The organism is Nitrosospira sp. NpAV (assembly GCF_000832065.1).
Classification (GTDB): domain Bacteria; phylum Pseudomonadota; class Gammaproteobacteria; order Burkholderiales; family Nitrosomonadaceae; genus Nitrosospira.
On the sequence record NZ_JXQM01000007.1, the window covers coordinates 141351 to 159312 of the forward strand.

At 55.1% G+C, this 17962-nt stretch carries 32 protein-coding genes; all 32 read right to left on the reverse strand.

The annotated features are described in order from the left end of the window. Window positions 1-3: 3 nt before the first annotated feature. The 32 genes from SQ11_RS05635 to SQ11_RS18225 all read right to left on the reverse strand — a co-directional run bounded on the left by SQ11_RS05635 (window position 4) and on the right by SQ11_RS18225 (window position 17871). Window positions 4-441 (reverse strand): hypothetical protein, encoded by a 438-nt coding sequence (locus SQ11_RS05635; RefSeq protein ID WP_041513170.1) that lies wholly within the window; start codon window positions 439-441, stop codon window positions 4-6. Then, entirely contained in the window at window positions 441-884 is a 444-nt protein-coding gene (locus SQ11_RS05640) for a hypothetical protein (RefSeq protein WP_041513171.1), read from the reverse strand. The genes SQ11_RS05635 and SQ11_RS05640 overlap by 1 nt, the downstream gene beginning before the upstream one ends. A gap of 9 nt (window positions 885-893) precedes the next feature. After that, window positions 894-1334, reverse strand: a complete 441-nt coding sequence (locus SQ11_RS05645; RefSeq protein ID WP_041513172.1) for a hypothetical protein — start codon at window positions 1332-1334, stop codon at window positions 894-896. A gap of 21 nt (window positions 1335-1355) precedes the next feature. Further along, entirely contained in the window at window positions 1356-1688 is a 333-nt protein-coding gene (locus SQ11_RS05650) for a hypothetical protein (protein WP_041513173.1), read from the reverse strand. After that, window positions 1685-3238, reverse strand: coding sequence for a DUF935 domain-containing protein (locus tag SQ11_RS05655; RefSeq protein WP_041513174.1), 1554 nt, complete (start codon window positions 3236-3238; stop codon window positions 1685-1687). Before SQ11_RS05655 ends, SQ11_RS05650 begins: the two co-directional genes overlap by 4 nt. After that, entirely contained in the window at window positions 3232-4851 is a 1620-nt protein-coding gene (gene terL, locus SQ11_RS05660; RefSeq protein WP_052494013.1) for a phage terminase large subunit, read from the reverse strand. The genes SQ11_RS05655 and terL overlap by 7 nt, the downstream gene beginning before the upstream one ends. Further along, window positions 4844-5344 (reverse strand): DUF1804 family protein, encoded by a 501-nt coding sequence (locus tag SQ11_RS05665; RefSeq protein WP_041513175.1) that lies wholly within the window; start codon window positions 5342-5344, stop codon window positions 4844-4846. The genes terL and SQ11_RS05665 overlap by 8 nt, the downstream gene beginning before the upstream one ends. Window positions 5345-5350: 6 nt before the next feature. Beyond that, window positions 5351-5572: a hypothetical protein gene (locus tag SQ11_RS05670; protein WP_156972418.1), complete on the reverse strand. Its 222-nt coding sequence runs from the start codon at window positions 5570-5572 to the stop codon at window positions 5351-5353. Further along, window positions 5569-5796, reverse strand: coding sequence for a TraR/DksA C4-type zinc finger protein (locus SQ11_RS18220; RefSeq protein WP_041513177.1), 228 nt, complete (start codon window positions 5794-5796; stop codon window positions 5569-5571). Before SQ11_RS18220 ends, SQ11_RS05670 begins: the two co-directional genes overlap by 4 nt. 3 nt (window positions 5797-5799) lie before the next feature. Next, the gene (locus tag SQ11_RS05680) at window positions 5800-6375 is read right to left on the reverse strand and encodes a hypothetical protein (protein WP_041513178.1); all 576 of its coding nucleotides are present in this window, start codon (window positions 6373-6375) and stop codon (window positions 5800-5802) included. After that, window positions 6376-6654 carry a hypothetical protein gene (locus SQ11_RS05685; RefSeq protein ID WP_052494014.1) on the reverse strand — a complete coding sequence of 93 codons (279 nt, stop codon included), beginning with the start codon at window positions 6652-6654 and terminating at the stop codon, window positions 6376-6378. Beyond that, on the reverse strand, window positions 6651-7130 hold the full coding sequence (locus SQ11_RS05690) for an N-acetylmuramoyl-L-alanine amidase (RefSeq protein WP_041513179.1): 480 nt from the start codon (window positions 7128-7130) through the stop codon (window positions 6651-6653). Before SQ11_RS05690 ends, SQ11_RS05685 begins: the two co-directional genes overlap by 4 nt. Window positions 7131-7243: 113 nt before the next feature. Continuing rightward, entirely contained in the window at window positions 7244-7669 is a 426-nt protein-coding gene (locus SQ11_RS05695) for a hypothetical protein (protein WP_041513180.1), read from the reverse strand. 13 nt (window positions 7670-7682) lie between these two features. Then, window positions 7683-8069, reverse strand: a complete 387-nt coding sequence (locus SQ11_RS16350; RefSeq protein ID WP_052494015.1) for a Mor transcription activator family protein — start codon at window positions 8067-8069, stop codon at window positions 7683-7685. Beyond that, window positions 8062-8487 (reverse strand): gp16 family protein, encoded by a 426-nt coding sequence (locus SQ11_RS05705; protein WP_052494016.1) that lies wholly within the window; start codon window positions 8485-8487, stop codon window positions 8062-8064. Before SQ11_RS05705 ends, SQ11_RS16350 begins: the two co-directional genes overlap by 8 nt. 1 nt (window position 8488) lies before the next feature. Then, on the reverse strand, window positions 8489-8920 hold the full coding sequence (locus SQ11_RS05710; RefSeq protein ID WP_041513181.1) for a hypothetical protein: 432 nt from the start codon (window positions 8918-8920) through the stop codon (window positions 8489-8491). Further along, the gene (locus tag SQ11_RS05715; protein ID WP_041513182.1) at window positions 8917-9447 is read right to left on the reverse strand and encodes a metal-dependent phosphohydrolase; all 531 of its coding nucleotides are present in this window, start codon (window positions 9445-9447) and stop codon (window positions 8917-8919) included. The genes SQ11_RS05710 and SQ11_RS05715 overlap by 4 nt, the downstream gene beginning before the upstream one ends. Beyond that, complete coding sequence (locus tag SQ11_RS05720; RefSeq protein WP_041513183.1) at window positions 9448-9972, reverse strand: host-nuclease inhibitor Gam family protein; 525 nt, start codon at window positions 9970-9972, stop codon at window positions 9448-9450. It abuts the gene before it with no gap. A 227-nt stretch (window positions 9973-10199) separates the two neighbouring features. Continuing rightward, entirely contained in the window at window positions 10200-10517 is a 318-nt protein-coding gene (locus tag SQ11_RS05725) for an HTH domain-containing protein (RefSeq protein WP_041513184.1), read from the reverse strand. Beyond that, the gene (locus tag SQ11_RS05730) at window positions 10504-11073 is read right to left on the reverse strand and encodes a hypothetical protein (RefSeq protein ID WP_232297908.1); all 570 of its coding nucleotides are present in this window, start codon (window positions 11071-11073) and stop codon (window positions 10504-10506) included. Before SQ11_RS05730 ends, SQ11_RS05725 begins: the two co-directional genes overlap by 14 nt. Further along, the gene (locus SQ11_RS05735) at window positions 11064-11921 is read right to left on the reverse strand and encodes a hypothetical protein (RefSeq protein ID WP_041513185.1); all 858 of its coding nucleotides are present in this window, start codon (window positions 11919-11921) and stop codon (window positions 11064-11066) included. The genes SQ11_RS05730 and SQ11_RS05735 overlap by 10 nt, the downstream gene beginning before the upstream one ends. Then, on the reverse strand, window positions 11921-12220 hold the full coding sequence (locus tag SQ11_RS05740; protein ID WP_041513186.1) for a hypothetical protein: 300 nt from the start codon (window positions 12218-12220) through the stop codon (window positions 11921-11923). Before SQ11_RS05740 ends, SQ11_RS05735 begins: the two co-directional genes overlap by 1 nt. Continuing rightward, window positions 12217-12459 (reverse strand): hypothetical protein, encoded by a 243-nt coding sequence (locus tag SQ11_RS05745; RefSeq protein WP_041513187.1) that lies wholly within the window; start codon window positions 12457-12459, stop codon window positions 12217-12219. Before SQ11_RS05745 ends, SQ11_RS05740 begins: the two co-directional genes overlap by 4 nt. Next, window positions 12456-12623, reverse strand: a complete 168-nt coding sequence (locus SQ11_RS17205; RefSeq protein WP_156972419.1) for a hypothetical protein — start codon at window positions 12621-12623, stop codon at window positions 12456-12458. Before SQ11_RS17205 ends, SQ11_RS05745 begins: the two co-directional genes overlap by 4 nt. Then, window positions 12620-12925 carry a hypothetical protein gene (locus SQ11_RS05750; protein ID WP_041513188.1) on the reverse strand — a complete coding sequence of 102 codons (306 nt, stop codon included), beginning with the start codon at window positions 12923-12925 and terminating at the stop codon, window positions 12620-12622. Before SQ11_RS05750 ends, SQ11_RS17205 begins: the two co-directional genes overlap by 4 nt. A gap of 106 nt (window positions 12926-13031) precedes the next feature. Next, the gene (locus SQ11_RS05755; RefSeq protein WP_232297909.1) at window positions 13032-13343 is read right to left on the reverse strand and encodes a LacI family transcriptional regulator; all 312 of its coding nucleotides are present in this window, start codon (window positions 13341-13343) and stop codon (window positions 13032-13034) included. Next, a complete protein-coding gene (locus SQ11_RS05760) occupies window positions 13340-13933 on the reverse strand; it encodes a hypothetical protein (RefSeq protein ID WP_041513190.1) in 594 nt (197 codons plus the stop codon). Before SQ11_RS05760 ends, SQ11_RS05755 begins: the two co-directional genes overlap by 4 nt. Then, the gene (locus SQ11_RS05765; protein WP_041513191.1) at window positions 13934-14218 is read right to left on the reverse strand and encodes a hypothetical protein; all 285 of its coding nucleotides are present in this window, start codon (window positions 14216-14218) and stop codon (window positions 13934-13936) included. Between the two features lies 1 nt (window position 14219). Continuing rightward, window positions 14220-14960 (reverse strand): AAA family ATPase, encoded by a 741-nt coding sequence (locus SQ11_RS05770; RefSeq protein ID WP_041513236.1) that lies wholly within the window; start codon window positions 14958-14960, stop codon window positions 14220-14222. 54 nt (window positions 14961-15014) lie between these two features. After that, window positions 15015-17075 carry a Mu transposase C-terminal domain-containing protein gene (locus SQ11_RS05775; RefSeq protein ID WP_052494017.1) on the reverse strand — a complete coding sequence of 687 codons (2061 nt, stop codon included), beginning with the start codon at window positions 17073-17075 and terminating at the stop codon, window positions 15015-15017. Then, window positions 17072-17500 carry a hypothetical protein gene (locus tag SQ11_RS05780; RefSeq protein WP_041513192.1) on the reverse strand — a complete coding sequence of 143 codons (429 nt, stop codon included), beginning with the start codon at window positions 17498-17500 and terminating at the stop codon, window positions 17072-17074. The genes SQ11_RS05775 and SQ11_RS05780 overlap by 4 nt, the downstream gene beginning before the upstream one ends. After that, on the reverse strand, window positions 17500-17871 hold the full coding sequence (locus SQ11_RS18225; protein WP_084226744.1) for a helix-turn-helix transcriptional regulator: 372 nt from the start codon (window positions 17869-17871) through the stop codon (window positions 17500-17502). Before SQ11_RS18225 ends, SQ11_RS05780 begins: the two co-directional genes overlap by 1 nt. Window positions 17872-17962 lie beyond the last annotated feature (91 nt).

A 17962-nucleotide genomic window follows, 5' to 3' on the forward strand; every position in this document is an offset into this window, starting at 1 on the left:
AACTTAGGCCGATGCGCCGGTAATGTCCGCTCGATAAACGGCGCCCGAGGTCAGCGAGACGCCCATGTCGTTCTTTACAACCAGCTTTAGGTAGCGGGTTACCGGCAACCCAGCGAGGCTAAAAAATTTGCGGTGCGTGTTTGTGTCGACGCATGGCATTGCGCCGATGAAATGCAGATCATTTTCTTGGCTGGTGTCTGTGCCCGACTCCGGCCCGCTGCCGAAGTCCGTATTGTTTAGTGACAGCTTGGCAAAAATTAGCAACTGTTTATTACCAGCCGGAGTTCCGTTTGGGTCACATTCAAGCTCTAAAGTGACATCCAACGGGACTGCTGCACCCAGGTCGATCGCGGCCGACGCGACATACGTGGCGCTGGCCAGAGTCCCGAGAGTGAGTACCGATGCGCTGCGAGCGCCCTGTGATTGCGTGAATACAGTCATTATCTAGTCCTCAGAATTTCTTCAGTCGCATATGGCAGGCCGAGAACTTCCATACGTGATGCAGGCCGGAGAGAGAGACCTTTTAACGCCGCGCCTTCTTCCGCAGAAAATCCGGCCGGAGCGGGCACAACCATTAGCAGATCAATCATTGCGATCGTGTTAGGGTGACCAATGTCCGCACCTTTGTCAGATCGCAGATGAGCCATGAATTCTTTCACCACGATGTCCGTCGCCGATAATGCTTCCAGCTTGGTCAGAACACTTCTGGCCATGTCTATCTCTAACTCAGCCATAAGAGTGAGCGTGGTGATCCATCGCTCTTTGTGCATTGATTCTGTATTTGCGTTGAGTAGATCAACTACCTGACCGGGTTGATCCGCCAGATAGGCCGCATACCCCTTCGCGGTCGGATCGTTTGCAATCTCATCTGCGAGCATTGACATGGCACACCATTAATTGTCGATCTGGAACGTAGCGGCGCCGATGGCGAAACTGGGCGCAGCGTCGCCATTGTTGATTGTCTTGGGTGCGGCCAAGGCGGAGTAGATCCAAAGATTGCCGCTGCTCGACGCGTCCAACAACCCCCATGCGCCGACCACCCCCCAATTTGCCGTCGGTGCCGGAAAAGTGATAACGACGTTATTGCTGGTGGTGCCGCTAGTGCCGCTCGATGCGGTAGTGCTGCCGCCACTCTGCGTTCCCGCCCAATTAGCCAGGCTGCAAGCTACCGCAACACGCGCGTAGCTTCCGCCACTGACTTCGGTGCCTGCACTGCCGTCTGTCGGGTCAACTGTAAAAAGCGCGACATAGAACGTCGCCGGAACACCCAGTGCCTGCGCTCGTAGAAGCGCATCAATGATCTTGTTTTCCGCATAATTGGTTAATGCGCCCATGTTGAATCTCCTTTATCGATGTTAACAATCTGTTTCTGATATGCCATCCTTCGCCCTGATCTTCATTGCACGGGGGGACCTCCCATTCTTGAATCTTTCAATAAGTCCGATCTTATATTCGATCTGCTCGACAAACTGCTGCACCCGCGCACGTTCGCTCGGCTTCATTGCTCGACCGTTGTAAATCTTGATCTCAACCTGGTTTGCACCTATATCGTGCAGCAGAAATGAGAATACGGTGTCGCCTGGTATCACATCTGGATCTTTATGCCCACGGAGAATGATGAACGTGCCGGTCGCGATCTCGGCGGTTATCCCTTGGCCTAAATTGATGTGCCTGTTAATCTCGCTCATGCATCCTGCCCCGAAGCATTAACGCGCCCCCAGATCCGGGCGGCGAATTGCCCTTGTGCCAGCATGTCGGCCAACGCGGCGGCATCCATCTTTTTAAGCAAATCCGGCAGCCGTGACTGGAATTCTCCAAAACTCTCAGCCTCTGCCGCCAACGCAATAAGGGGTGCAATGAGCGGATCTGTCACACGCTCCCAGTCGTTAGCCAGTTCATCAGACAGCTGGTCAAATTCATCCTCACCAGGAGGCAGCGCCGATAATGCAACGGTGGCTGTCACAGGCGGCTGCCCGGCGCCGCCGGATACTCTGGCTAGCACCTCCTCGCCTTCGCCAGGCACCGGGATGCGCAGCTTGTCTTGTGCCCAGGAAACCGGCACAGGAAAGCCGATATCTACCAACGCGGGCAGCGCGTTAGCATAAGTCTGCAGATCCTCGGGTTCACGCACATCAAACACGAAGCGCGGCACCCGGCGTATGTCATCAACCCCGCCGATGTTGAGCGCAAGTAACGGATACACCAGGTCGCGCGTCAGCGTGCCCGCCAACTGGATCGCATCGGATACCTTGAGATCGTGACGCACCTCGTTGTGCACCTGGCCGAGCGCGTTCGTGCTGGTTTTGCCGTCCGCTTGGCTGGTCAGCGTGCCGCCCAGAATCGCCTTGCTCTGAGTTCGCTCGCACCAATCCATCATGGCCTTGAACGGATCATGGCTACCCTTGGCGGCTTCTTTAAAATCGATCATCATCCCTTCGGGAATAATCCCTGCCGCATCGTGGCCGATCTGCGTTACTGCGCGCAGCAGCGTGGCTTTCTCATCATCGCTGACGCCAGATGGATACGTGCCAAGTCGCATCGGCAAACCGTAGATTTCCAGGAACTCCGCCAGATCGCGCACGCTGTAATTCTTGAACAAGAAAGGCCAGGCCAGCACTCGATGCAGCCCAGCGCGAGCAACATAACCTGACTTGGCTTTGTGCACATGCGTGATCCAGCCGAATGGCGTCAACTCGGCGCCATCCATCGTCATATCGCGCAGGCGGATCTGTGATCGTGTGGCGCGGTCGGTCTGAAACCAGCTTTGCGGCCGGTGACTGATCATTTTTGGCAGCCATTCACCCCCCAGCATCTGCCACTCAATCTCCTGGCAGGCAAAACCGTGGCCGATCGCGTCCAGCGCATCCAGTATCACATCCTCGAAATTTGAGACGTCGGATAGCAGCTCTTTGAGATAGGCGGCGGCCTTCTTCTCTTTTGCCGATGCCTTGCGTGGCGGCACGATATTCCAGTCAACCGTGAGTAGCGCGCGTTTGCGCTTGCTCATCTCGGCATAGATATGGCCGTCTTTCTCTTCCATATCCAGGAATAGATCGTGCTGGGCACGAATGTCGCCCAGCTCGGCGGATTCCATGATCCGGGCCAGCTTGGCCGGGGTAAGCCCCCTGCTTGGGTGTCCGGCGAATTCATGCCGGAGACTGCCGACTCTGGCGCTCTGAGCTTCCTTGATCAACCCGGTATTGATCGGATTGCCGTTGATATCAACGATGGCTACCATGCGCCTACTCCGGTTGGTTCATCCGCGCCGCTACGTGCGCTTTGGTATGCCATGCCAATGCCGCGCGTAACCGCCGCCATCCACAGCATTTGAAGGGCATCCGGGCCGTCGTCATGGTCCGCCTTGGGAAAGTGCCGCAGCTGATCGATTAGCGTGGCCTGCGACGGATGCAGGCGGATCAAACCGTTAGCCATATGTGGCTGCAGCGACTCGATACGCAGCAGCTTATCGGCGTGTGGGATCACCGGGCGCGCTGGCACCGGGATGCCACGCTTCGCACTACGCTTGACCAACTCAGTGCGGAGGAACTCCTGGAACTGGACAGTCTCGACCACCCATAACAGGCAGTGGTATTGCACCTGCAGCAAAATAATGTCCTCAATGATGCGATCCGGAAGGCGTTTCTTGATCAGCGCTTCCACAACATCGAGAATGCCGGTGAGCCGATTAAACCCGCCTACCAGCAATGCAGAGGGATCGCGGCTGGCGCCATGTTTGCCCAGGCTGGGGTCGCACGCGCCGTAAAACACCCACTCACTCAGCCGGTTGACCCAGAACTGGATTACGTTGGCAAATGGCGCATCGTCACCCGACACCGGATCATTCTGCTGCTCGCTATCGAAAGCAGCACGGCCATCCCTGGCACGTTTCACCATTAGCTTGTAGAGCGGCTGTGCGGCTGGCCAGCTTACCGCCGCGCCCGCCTCCATCTCGGTCGAGCGCTCCGCGTAGAATATCCGCGCCGCGTCCTCACCCACGTTAAGCAGAACTTCTTCCCACTTATCCCACAGGTCCATGCGGTGCGGCCATTCGAGCACAGCTTTGAATTTGCGCGACTTCCATAAAGGGTTCTTGAGCTGCCGCGCCAGGACTGAGTCGTAGTGCAGAATGGTGCCAATCAAGATCACATCCATAGAATCATCGGCCGGGCCGAGAGACAGGACTGTTTTTTTCAGCCATGATTCCAGCTTGTCGCGCTGCTCTGGACTGCGCACGTTCTCATCGTTTTCCAGATCGTCGCCAATCGCCAGATCCGGGCGGTGCGGACCATGCCGCAAACCGCGCATCTTTTTTCCGGAGCCAAATGCCTGCACCTTGGCATCATTGGCTGTAATGATCGTGCCGACCTGCCATACTCGGCCCCGGCCGGTCGCGTCTGGGTAATCCATTGCCAGGCGTGGGTTAAATTCAAGTTCTGCCTTGATCGCTTCCAGCATAGGCAGCGCCTGATCGAGCGCATCCATGATGATGACCGGGAATCGCTTACGTCCGGTAACCAGGCAAAAGATCACGAAGATCTGGGTAACGATCGTCGATTTTGCGTTTCCCCGCGGGGCGGCGATCGCATCATGGTCCCCGACCCCGTTATCCACAATTTCGAGCAGGCGTTTGTAAAGAAAGTCATGAAGTTCCGCGTTGGCGTGCTTCACGTAGTGCGGGAAGTAAATGCGCGCGAAGTATTCCAGATCGGAGTTCGCTTGTTCCACGCGCGCTTTGCGTGCGGCCGGATCGGGTGTAAAGCCATCAACGCCAGCCTCGATCTGGCGGCGATACTCGGCGGCCAGGCTGGCAATGCCATCAAGGAATTCACGGCGGGAAGAGCGGTTAGCCATAGCTCTTCGCCACTTCCTCACCAAAAGGCTCCAGGATCTCGCCAAAAGCATTGGCGTGCCTGGGGTAATGCCGTTGGATAAAGGCGGCCAGAACCTGCAATACTTCCATCGCCACCGCCAATTTATTGAGTTTCGGGTTACCTTTGGAGACCGCACTCATCGTTTTGTTATAAGCGTCCGATAGCCTGCTGATTACTTCCGCCTTGGCCAGCGGCTTGATGTCCTTATCAGTCTTTACTTCGGTCAGCGTGCTTTGAAACAACAACACGAAATCCTCCAGTACAGCCTGCGTTACCGCTTCCGCCCCTTGGCCGGATAACCGTGCAGCGGCGCGCGCCCGGTCCCAGTCATCTCCCCCGTCCTGGGCGGTCTTTTTCCAGCGTGCGAGCGTACCTTTTGAAACGTTACATTTCTGGGCAATTGCCTCCAGGGTTAACGCTTCATACACGTAGGCCGCACGTGCGGCCGTTATTTTTTCTTGAGGGTGCGCCATGAAAGGTTACAGGCCGATCGCCCGTTTGCCATTCTCGATCGCCAGTGCCACACCTATCGATACCAGCCCCCCAGTCAGGGCGCCATTCACTGCGGCTTTGGCTTCGATACCCCGCACTCGGCCATCGATCCCTTCCAGCCGGACATTGGTTTGCTCTTGGCTCGCGATTACCATGTCGAGCTTGCCCTCGATCTTGCCCAGCAGTCGCGTGTGTTCATCAGTCATCATCTCCCACCTCTATGTTTATTTTGATATTCATGAGCTTGTTGGCACCCGATACAGCGGGTGATTCCGCGCCCGGTCAGCCGCCTGGCTTTCGGTATTTTTAGGCCGCAATCTTCACAATGGGTTAGGGAGGGCTTATCCCGCGCCTTTGCACCGGCACGCTGACGGGCCAGGATGTTTTCCCGTTCTGCTTGCTCCAGCGCTTGGGCACGATCATAAAAATCCATGAGTCACCACTTTACCCAGGCGCCGACGCCAACGAAGTAATCGGTGCCGCTCAGCGTTGACGCGCCCCCAGCGGCTTGATCGATCGACCCCATAACCCCAAGGTGTAATGCCTTAACCTGCACAATGCCCTGCCTGGCTTGAAGCCGCACCGCCTGTTGTCCGTTTTTAATCCCGGCGTAAACTCCGACTTCGCCGCTGGTATCCCATGCGAGCCACGGCAGCGGGTCACGGCGAATGTAAGTCTCACTGTCGCCGGTTGTGGTGTTGATAACGGTGGTAATGGTCTGCGGATGATCGTCCGCCTTGGCTTGACTAGACGCGATGATTTCACGGGCTGGATCTTCCGCCACTGCGGACGGAAGGTTTAATTTTTTCTTGAGCACCTTCCCGCCGCTATAAACCCGAATCGGCGCCTTGGTGACAACTGGAACCTTGGGGGCATCTTCAACTTCCGGCGCGGTCTCTGCTGGAGTGGAAACGCTGACTTGCGGCAAAGGCTGGAGCTGCGAAACATGCCACAGCCACAGAAGCGCCACTACTACCAGGCCGACCGCACACAGAGTTAGAGCCTTTGCCATTTATGACAGGTCTCGTGGGTTGTCGCGATAGGCAGCGCTGTCCAAATCATCGGGGCGCCGCCCATTGCGGTATCTCATCGAAATCAGCTTGCTGACGGCACAGTGCGAACCGACCACACCCAGATAGATCAACCATATGTCCGCGTCAGGCGGTACATGGCACACAAACACCAGGTGCAAGAAAGAAACTGTGGCGGTAACGTATGCCACGTTCGCCCATAGCTTGGTGTGGGATAACTGACCGGTGCCCGCATCCCTGATTAGATCGGCAGGCTTCATGCGCGGTTAACCTCAAACTCATGTCCGGCCAGCGGCTCCATATCACCACGAAGCCAGTCCGCTACATTAAAGCCAGGGCAGGATTTCGCAACTTTTGGAAGATCACGGTGACCGACTACCCGAGCCTCCGGGTACATCTCCATCAGCAGCCGCACATTGCCACGCAGCGTATCCCATTGTGCAGTACTGAATTTGTCCGTACCAGCCATGCACACGCCAATGCTTTTTTGGTTGTAGCCTTGCACGTGCGCGCCGATCTCATCGAGATGGCGCCCGGTCGCGATGGCGCCGTTGATCTGGATAAAGAAGTGGTAACCGATGGCATCCAGTGATGGATTTTGCCGTGCGCGGAATTCCGGAGACCGCCTGAATCCGCGTTCACGATGCCAAGCGTTGACGTCTTCCACGGTTGTGCGCCGCCCGTTAGGCGTGGCAGCGCAATGGATAACGATTAGATTGATGGGCCTTGATGACATGCCGCCATTCTGGCGATGGCGGAAGGGAGAGTTAAGGCGGAAATAGTTCCGCCCGGACGAGCCGGGCGGAGGAAAAGTAGCTTATGCCGGATTTAACCGGCTGTCAAATACGCTTATTGGATGTCTTTCAGGCTCATGTCTGGATTTTTTATGCTGGAGGCGCATCCTGTATTGCTATTTTCGAATTGACTCTTTCGGCGCTGGCGCAATTCGCGGTTACCCTTACCGTCGGCAAGCAAGAAAAATGTATCCGCATATCCCATTAAATCAATGACCGCTTGCTGACAATCGAAGTAAGGGAAGATCGCGCGGTTTCCACCATTTGTTTCAGGCCAGCTCTTGATTAGCGCTTCCAGCTTTGGCCTCACCTGCATCTGATAGCTTTCTTTGTTTGCGTCCCGTAAATCTGCCCGCCCTGCCTCGATAGAAGCAAGCATATGCCGCGCTATTTTTTTTGCTTCCGCATCGGATAGGTCATTCTCTCCGGCAAATACAGGCGCTGCCAAGACCATTGCCAAGACCGCCATCACTCGTTTCATCTAATTCTCCTTTTTAGAATAACGCTACTTGACCATCATCTTCTTCTACCCCAGCCAGTATGTTACGCACCTGGCGTTCGGTGAGATCATATTTGAGTGCCAGTTGACGCTGACTCAATTCACCGTATTCCACCTTTATCTTGGCGTTGCGTACGGCCACACTGGCAATCAGCGCCTTCGGAATATCGAAGTGATCCTCCCCCCCGAAGTGCTCAATGAGTTTAACTACGGCAGCGGCGCCCAGAATCTTAACCAGCACATGATCTGGATCGAACCGCTTCGGGATATACAAGCGTACGCCCCCATAGTGCTGCACTAGCGTGAGCGTGCCAGGCAAGCCGATAAGGCCAGCGATATCCCGCAGAATGCCCGGCAGCAGGCTTTCGTCTATCTCAGCCATTCTCGCCCTGTTTACGCTTCGCGTCATAATTCAGCGCCGCGACGATTTTGCGCAGTTGCCTCACATCGCACCAGGCTGCTTTTTCTACCTTGAACATATGCCGCGCCATTCCGTCCGCGTATTCCCAGGGGCGGCCCGAGGCCGTCAACATCGCGCCGATTTTGGCGATCAACGGCTTCTTTGCGTACGTGGCATCCGGCGTCCGGACGCGTTTCTTTTCATTTTTCCAGCCACGACTATGCAAATGCTCGATCACCCGGCGACGCCCTACGTGGTCGAGTTCGGCCGACGTACGTACCCGCGCAACGGTCCATAACATGCCCCGGTATGTGTCATCATCAAGGCCTAGCTGGGCCTTGGCAATATGGATCTGTGCCAGCTCACGTTTCCGCAGATCAGGGGCAGGACGCGGTTTCATCTCAGTCTCCGTATCCCATCTTGATCAGTTCGATCGACGTGCAGGATTTACGGATGTGGCGGATAAACGACATAGGCGTCGTCCAGCTAGGCTCCCAGACCAATATGGATTTAAATGCACTTTGGTAAAAATCCCGCAGCCCTTTATCGAGCCGCCGTTTTTTCAACGCCTCTTTGGCCTCGGCGCGCAACTTGGCCGAATGAACGAAAAGACTTTTCTTCCGATGGAATTTGAGAGGAATTTCATGTCCTCCCTTCAGCCATTCCCCTCTGATATAGCCATCCACATAAACATAGATGTAGCTGCGAAGCGGCGCTATCCCGGCTCGAACCTGCGCAGTGATTTCGTACCCATCGCAGCGCAGTTTCACCTGCCCAAATGAGTACGACAGGCTAAGCTCAACTTCTTTCCATTGCTCTTTTGTAATGGTCATGTGCCCACCAGATCTTGGAACCGCTCCAGGAACAAGGCTCTGGCAGCAGCAGGCGAACAGGCGCCAATCTTCTGATGATAAGGTTTGATGCCTGTAATCAGAGACCATTCGTCATCATGAGCGGGCATCAGGTCGCGCTGCTCTGTTGCCAGCATTATTAGATCTGCCTGTTTAATGCAGGCAGGCAATTCCAGCGGCAATCCGAAACGCTTGAATATAGCCGCTTCGACGCGTTTCTCGATCAGTTTGTATTCAGGCAGTAACTGTTTAAGCGGCCGGGTAATATCCCCCACATAAGCCTCTGCTGCGTCATGCAGCAGCCCGGCCAGAGCGTGCTGCCGAGGAACAAGGATGCTGACGTACCAGGAATGTTCGGCAACTGAATAAAAGCTGCTGGTATGTCCATTGAAACGGCAGAGATTTGAAAGTGCCGTGGCTATATCCTCAATTTCAATGCAGCTGTTTTCCGGGTCAAGGAAATTAAAGTAGTGACCCTTACTGGTGAGAATGTCCGGGCGAATGTCCATTCACGCCACCACTTCGCGCTCGAAAGGGGTAATAACAAAATCCTCGACATCAGTTACCACCTTAATGCCTGCCACGCCGCGCACTTCATCTGGCTCATTGAGGATTGCATCTTTATTGATTTCCTCCTTTGTGCGCACGAACTTGCTAAAGCCCAGGCGCTTCAAGGTTTCGATCACGTCATCAACGCCACGCACCGAAACACTAGCCGGGCGCTTGCGCCACTGCACTTCGCCCGTAATTAGATTGGCCGTTTTGACCCGACCACCGTTTGTCAGCTCGCTCCGATGTGCCTCGCAGTAGCCTTGCACGCCATCTTGCAACATTTTCAACTGCTCGTTGAGGGCATCCAGCCGGGGCTGGAAGTTGTGTGTGATCGCCGCGATCGCATCGTTCATTTCCGTGGTTGACCGCAACAGCACGCGTTGCAGATCGCCAATTTTGCGGATATCGGCAGCGGCATCATCTTTGGTCTGTGGCACATAGACCTGTGCCGGGGCTTTAAGTCTGGTGGCGGTTTTAGCCATGTATTTCTCCTCTTGTGGTTAATCTTTGCTGTTGATGACAAGATATTTCTGATGAAGCCGATCAATAACCGTTACCTGTTTATCGCTCATACTGCTTGTATTTCTGCCGCAATCCGTTTTCCCAGCTATCGAAGTCATGAATTCGTCTTCCCATTGTGTTAGCTCATGGCCCCGTCGATTTCTTAAGGAATCAAGGTCTAAAATCATCTGTCCAATACTTCTCACGATTAAGTCCTTAAGTGGATCTGCCCAAGCAGATCGGGTAATGAAATCTTGCGCAGGCGCGATTCCAGTACCAAGCTATGCATGGCGCGGCCGCGTAGAAATTTGCATGTTTCTTCCAAATCATCGGCGGTTTCGGCCATGTAATACCCAGTTCTCGGCGTACCGCAGACCGCATAGCCGTCTTCCCGCAGTTGGCTGACGTACAGGCGCACCATGCGCGGATTCACCCCTACCAGCGTCGATAACTGTTTCACGGAGATCCCGTGCCCCTTGCCTATATGGCTGGAGAGCGTGAACAGGACTTGATTAGGTGTCGTCATCGTTACCTCGAAAGTTACTAACCTGCTCTTTGAATTTATTAAGCTGCTCTCTGACGGACTGCGGCATAAACAGACGTTCCGGCATCGGATCATGCGACTCCGCCGCTTGTGTTTGTGCAATCTGTCCACCCACAGGCGTTTTTCCTGCTCGCCTGTTTTCAGATTTTGATTCTGCCTTCGATTCGGCCTTGTCGGCATAACCCGCAATGATGGTGAGCAAGTAACCATGTGACTTGAGCGGCAGCGTTAGGGCATCGCGTTTAGCCAGCATCTCTTCAATTGCCTGACGCCAGTATTCTTGAGGCGCCGAATAAATACGGCTGCCGCGTTCGATCTTCCCGTTCTGAATCATTGGCAAAAGTTCGTCCATCAACTTGACCAGGCGCGGCATGGAAACCGCGCGCTGCGTCGGCTTGAATAGCTGTACATAAGCCAGCAGCAGATCCCCGATCGGAGTGAGCGAGAACGCTCGCACTATCGCATTGCGTGCGGCCATATCGTTAATGCCCGCCTCGATCGGAAAATCGGTTTGGCAGCAAGGGCAGATCAGGCGCACGGACGATCCTCATTTTTCACGAAACTAACTAGGAGCTGCGTTTGTTCCAGGTCGAGTTCGATAGGCTCTGCATTCAGCCCGAACAACATGAGAGTTTGATCTGACGTACGTGCAAGCCGAAAACGCGGGCGGGCAGGAACGTCGGCACTCGTTCTCGCCTCGGGTTGCACCGGCTTCCAGGGCTGGATCATGCCGGTGGTATCAACAACATGCTCGGCCTGCGCTGGCGCTGATGATGCTGGGGCCGTTTCCGTGATGGATTTTTTGAACTCGCCAGACAGGAGACCTGTGGTGGATTTTTTACGCTCCTCAGACAGGAGACTTTCAGCGGTCACGCCGGGCGCCATGCGGCAAGACTTGGCGCCGGGTAGACCCTCAACGATGATCTCTCCTCTCCCAATATACCCTTTGATAAATGGGCTGACGGAGGATGCGCCGGAGGCGTCGGTCAACTGCTTAAATGTTGCAGTACCTTGCTTAGCAATGATTTCGAGTATGATTCGCGCTTTGCTTTTTTCGGTTGACATAATTTTTTCCTCAATTTTTGGAGTTGGGGTTATCCGTTTTTGCGATTGGTCTGAATCCGGCAAAATGGATTTCTTCGGATTGATTGTGAATTGGCGGAATGGAATTTTTGGCAGAACACCGGTTGGCCACACCATAACCCGCGTCAGACCATCGCGCATGACAGTGGCGCGGTTAATCGCACGAGCATCAAAGAGATCCTGCAGAATTACTATCAGCGACATAGCGGGAATCCCGGTTTTCTCAATCAACTCGGTAAAGGACATTGGCGATTGCACATTGCAGCCCTTGAGGGCGGCAAGTATTTTTTCTTTATCGGTCATCAATGCACCCCCCGCTTGGTATCGATCGGCATCAGCCGGATGCGTCTCTTGATAAAATCATCCAGAGCGCTAATGGCCGCGTCAGGGCCATCACTTATCCGTGTAAAAGCGATTTCGGCGATATCTCTTGACATGGCTTGCAGAGCAGAGCGCTCTACCTTCAACTCTTCGCGCAGCGCAGGCTCGGCCAGCGCAATCTGTATCAGGGCGATAACGGTTGCGCTGGAAGCGTTATAGCCCTCATGAACACGATCTCTCAGCAATTCGAGGTCAACACCATTCACCACTACGGTAGTCATGATTGCCCCCCATGCACAGCTGGGCGCTGCTCACCTGCCTCGACAGCCGGGCAGATCCCCGATGATAGCTGTGAGATTTCGCGTGCCTGACGCGCGATCTCGCGACTCTGATCGATGGTACGGTTACTGAACCACGATACGGTACCAAACACTGCGGCGAGGCCAATAATGACCGCTAAACCGATGACGCCAATGGATTGTCCGGGATGCTGTTGGTCGGGCGGCATATACCAGTTCATAGCGCCACCTCTTCTGCTTCAAGCAAAACCTGTGCGGCCTCTCTCAAGGCCCCATCCCACTCATCATTGGTAGTGGGATTATCCTGTGGCACCTCCGCGTCGCAGCGCCGCATGACGTCCGCTAGCTTTGCGATGGTGCCTAAAAGCGACTGTATTTCCGTCATGGCATACTCCTGCGTTTGGTGATTGTCCACTGAACGTCGACACCCTCATGCGACACGACCATCGTGTAATCCATTCCGCCACGGTGCTCATTACGACCGATCTCAGCAGCGCCCAGATTTGCGCACCGGGCCTCCGGCATGATGGTAATGACCGAAGCTATCGGATTCATTTGAATATCGATGATGCGGAACCCTTGATGGGCAAGCATTAGAGCAACGCTTTTAACCCGCCTAAGGGTATCCATCATCTGATGATTAATGCCGATGGACGGAGCATCAGGAAGGGGATGGACTATTGTCATGATGCCCTCACCATCACAGAGGCGGTACGCAACGCCCCGCGCCAGGTATATCCCAGACTGGGGTCAGTCCATAACCTGCATGCAAGCACCAATTTCCGTATCATTTTCATGATTTCCTCCCTTGATTCGAGTGGTTATGAGGACAGGTCTGGCAGGCGCGCCAGTGCTTCATCGCGCGCGGGCTGCTGGTTGGCACTTGGCCGGTGTGGTACTGCTTACACTCGGCTAGCGTGATTTCTTCGCCCAGGTGCGGGCAGATCACCCGGCCATAGGTTTCGATCACGCGTGCCGCGATCTTGTCGGTGCTAGCAGGATATTTGCCGGAGACCACTAGGCTGATCGCGGTGCGTGACACGCCGAGATCTTCTGCCACTTTGGCTTTGTTACTGGCAGCAACAGCAGATGCGAGTAGGCTCATCCACATAGCGGCCTCCTTTCCTCCGTGTTGCGGTCATAGAGGGCGCCTTTAGCAACACTCAAAACCGGCGCATGCAGACCGGTATCCTTATCATCCGGCAGCCACCAGCGAATGAAGCCATTGGAAGTAAGCGCTGTCCCGGCCTCGCGCTTTTGCAGCCTGATCAGGTAACCGGCACGCTCTAATGCACGTACGTACTTGCCGATATTGGAGCCGATATCCTTCTCACCACCCTGGGCCACTAGCAGCTCCAGATCTGGAATGCTGAATTTGCGGAGGATGCGTATAGCGCGCCATACACGGATGCGCAGAGTATCCTTGCAGATGCGTGTATTTGTGCGGCTGCCACCTTTCGGACCGGAGCGCAGATTAGCTTTACCTGCCGCCAGTGCCTCCCTTCCCGCATCGGTAAGGCGGTAGCAACCGGGGCCGGTCAACTCGATCAGCTCATGTTTGCGTAACTTGAGAGCCGAGTTTTCTACCTGCTTGTCATTCAGGCCGGTCAGCGCGAGCAGCCTGGCATCGGTAATACACTCGTTGAGTGCATGCTTGCCGATGGCCGTTAACAGTTGTTCGGAGATCCAGGCCATTTAACGCCCTCCCGCAATTACGCTTGGTAACGGGAGGCGCATCTGGCCCGCAGCTTCCAGTTCCTCCGCACTCGGGGGCGGGGGTGGCCCATCTGGATCGAAGTTGCAGCAGTCGATAGCTTCAGCTTCGGCGGAGTGCTCCTCGCCACACGTTGGGCATACATACACCTCAAAGACAGATGGCTCACAGCACTCCCGCGCCTCATCTTCGTCATCATGAAGGTCGCCACATTCGCCACACTTCCACTTGGGCTCGATAATTGGTTTTCTGATTGATGCTCTCATCTCAGCGCGCTCCGGCCTTGATCAAACGCGGGCGGCGCGCTTGCCAGTCATGCGTGAGGGTTTGTCCCGCCATGTCGGCCAATGCGATCTTGTTGGCGCTATTGCGCGAAGCGTGACGCTCGCAGGTTGCGATCGCATTCATGATTTCGCGCATACGTCCACCGCTTTGCTGGTGAATTTCCGCTACCAAGTCTTCCGCAATTTCGACGTCCGCCAGCTGGCGGCAGGTGAGCCGAACATCTTCAAGTGTGGCGGGCAGGAAAGTGACAACCTTGGCGATCCGGCTGCTGATCTGGGCATGGCGCGCAATCTTGGCCTGCACTTGCTCCATACCCACCAGCACTACGAGAACCTCCGTGAGATCGGACAGATCCCGGATCGCTTCCAGTACCAGTGCGTTATCGCGCAAGCAGTGTTCTATTTCATCGATCACCAGCGGTATTTGCTGTCCGCCGAGGAAACCGGCGATGCGGGCGAATATGTCCTTTGCGCGGCCGCGTGAATCGAGCTTGAGCGATTCGGCCAGCTCAGTCATGAAGTAACGAGGTGTCCACTCAACCTTGGCGCGCAAATAAGCGGCGCCCTGGCTGATGGCCCACTGGTCGACAGTGGCTGATTTTCCATATCCAGCCTCGCCGGTGATCAGCAGCAGACTGGCCTCGGCGGCGCCACGCGTTTCAACAGCGGTGATACCTGTGCGGAACCTCTCGTAATTACTCGTTTTGACAAATTGTTTTTTCACCTGATACACTCCTATTTGCTTTGCTGCACTAAAAAGACCGTGCGGTAGCGTCAACTACCGTGCGGTCACCTCTTCCTCGAACAGATCCTCAAATTCTGAAGTCTTTCTGTACCACCCCAGCCAGCTGTTATCCTCGCCAGTGATCTGATCTTCATTGGTCATCAGCCAACGATATTTGCTCGCGTCGGTATCGAACATCGGGCGACGCTTGGGCAGACCGACAACACTGGCCACAGCGGTTTCGACGACTTCCACGCCTGGCTTATCCGACTGCCTTTCCTTCTCCTCTCGGGGGTATTCAATACGCATCGGTGGTAATTCGATTGCTGGCTGGTATTCCAGCATTTGCGGCGGGTTGAGTTCGGCCTCGGCTTCATCGATCTTGACCTGCGCGCGCTTGATTCGGCCTGTAGCGCGCTTCTGGGCAGCTTGCTCAATGAAGGATTCCGGGAAATAGTTGCGTTTGTTGGCCTCGAATTCGGCAACGCAAATCATGCGGCCGGCCTGATCTCGCACCCATACACGGCTGGCATCATGAATGTCGTAGCCGACGCGTACCATTTCCTGGTGATAGGGCTCAAGATCGCGGTGGTAATAGAGGTTGCCGAATAAACGTATTTCGGCGCGGCTGACTTTCGCTTCCTTGTATGGCCGGAAGAGATCATCAGCCTCATCGGCCTCAACAGCCACGAGCTTCCAGCCTTCCGAAACAGCTTGCGCCCATGCCTCGTTTGGCGTCTGATGCCGCAGCTTTCCGTCATTACCGCGCACCTTCATCAGCGCACGATGTGGCCGGTTGTTATATGCATCTACCTGCTGCTGACACCAGATGGTGAAGTCCCGCCATGCCATCAACAGTTGAGACGTGCCGCTGGTTTTGATGTCGGCGCGGGTAAGCTTGTAAACTCGTTGCCGTGATTCGCCATCCATTTGCGCGCCCATGTAAGTCGGCAGGCCCTTGGCGCCGCGCACCCAAATGGTTTGATGTGAACGCTCGATGATTCCGCGAGCTTGGGAGTTGTACGGCAGGCTATGGGTGAGCGTAATGCCCAAGCGCTCCATGAAGCCGTTTGCAGCGTCAGACATGGCGGCATTGCGGTAACCAGAGCCGTTATCAACATAGAAGATCGCGGGAATACCACCCTTTTCGCAGGCGTGGCGCAACGCATCCAGAACCGCCCACGTGGACTCTGCCAACCCGGCCGACCAGCCTACCGCCCGGCGTGTGGCAATATCGAGCACCGTGGTAATCTCTGGCCGGAACGCTCTGCCGTGAGCGGGATGTGAAACTTCACCGTCAAAGGTATGACCATCTGCCGTGTAGGCATCGCTCGGCCACATCTGGCTTGTGTCACGCCGCACGAATGGGCGGATGTTTTTGATTTCGCGGCCACCCATGCGCCCGCGCTGGACCTCAACCTTTCCCATTTTCTTAAGAAACCGGTTTGCGGCGTCATATGAAGGCGGTGTGATGGTGGCTGGAAGCGCTGCAGCGAGCTGCTCAATGCAATAAGCCAGGCTTGGTTTCTGCGGCTGCTGGAAAAACTTCAACAGGTACGGTGCCCACGCCGGAACGTCGATCGACTCGCGCGATTTTGGCGCTAGCTTGGTCCATCCGGCTTGTGAATCGTTGAGCCAACGATAGAGCGTACCGCGCGAGATTGCACGTCCTGCACCGGCCTTTGCGTTGGCCACGGTAACCAGTCTCTGCAGGTGTGGTGCGAGGCCACCCTTTTCCGCCAATTCGATAACGGTACGTACTGCGCGCTCGGTGCCTCCAACCTCCGCCAGACGGCGAACTTCCGCACATATTGCAGCGCGAGCTTCGGCTGTTTGGCGCTGCCAGTCCTTTAACTCTCCTGGCTTGATGGTTGAGAGCGCGGTCACTTGCGATTGCTCTACCGGCGCGGCTTTGACCATTGCCTGTAGCGTGCACTCTTTAATGGTGGCAATCAGAGCGGACGGGAGTTGGTATTCTGAACCGCCGCCACGTCCAACTCGCTGTTGTTTTAACCATTTCTCGCGTGTAACGAGATCGATCCAACCCTTTTTTGTTAACGGTAATCCAGGTAACTTCATCGCCGCTAATTCAGCGCAGGAATAGTGGGTTCTCATAACGCCACGCCCATTACTCGTTTAAGTTGCTTTATCTGCTTGGCCGCTTCATCGCGCAGGCGCTCAAGCTTGCCAAGTTCCGCATTAAGGGCATCTTTGCCAAGGGCCACGCGCGCGCCAAGTTTTGATGCGCATAGATTGAGCAGGCGCACATCGTTGGTTGCCATATCGAAAGCAATAGCCGTATCTAGCGGCGGAATATGATCTTCTCGGGACTCAGCGGTGTAGGCGTCCAGCATGTGCTTGCTGATATCGCGTCCTAGCAAGCGGCTCATGGTGCCCGCCACCTCATAACGGTCGTACCCGATTAAGGCTTCGCTCATGGTGTGAGCGATCTGCACTCTGCAGTGCAAACTTCCGGCTGCATTTGGCGCTGGTTGAGGGATCTCGAACAAATCAGAAGTAAATTTGTCGCGCTTGCTCATTACGCAACCTTCCGATTGTCTACCGGATATACATTGCGTGATTTTCTGATAGTGCTACCATTCAGAGTTTTAGCTTTGTAGCGTCCGAGGCCACGCTCACCACGTCCGCTTCTGGGACTGCCATCCAGGTGATACCGACTGGGCCAGATAGTTTGTGGAATGGTTCTGAGATGCTCCGCGATTAGGCGTTCATATCTAGGGCATGGGCCATACAACGCGTTACTGAGCGTGGTGCGACCAAGGCCATGATCACGTGAAAGCCGCTGTAAGTTAGTCCCCGTTTTGCGAACGGCAGCAATAATATCTGCGCGATGCCAGTCTTTTAAGGCTGGTTTTTTTGCAGTGTTTAACGGTGACTTGTTTTTATACATGAGGCGAACTGTAAACCCGTTCTGTATACCTGTCAACTAATAATTTAAAGGTAACAGATAGGTGACAGTTCATTAATGCCCATATGTTAAT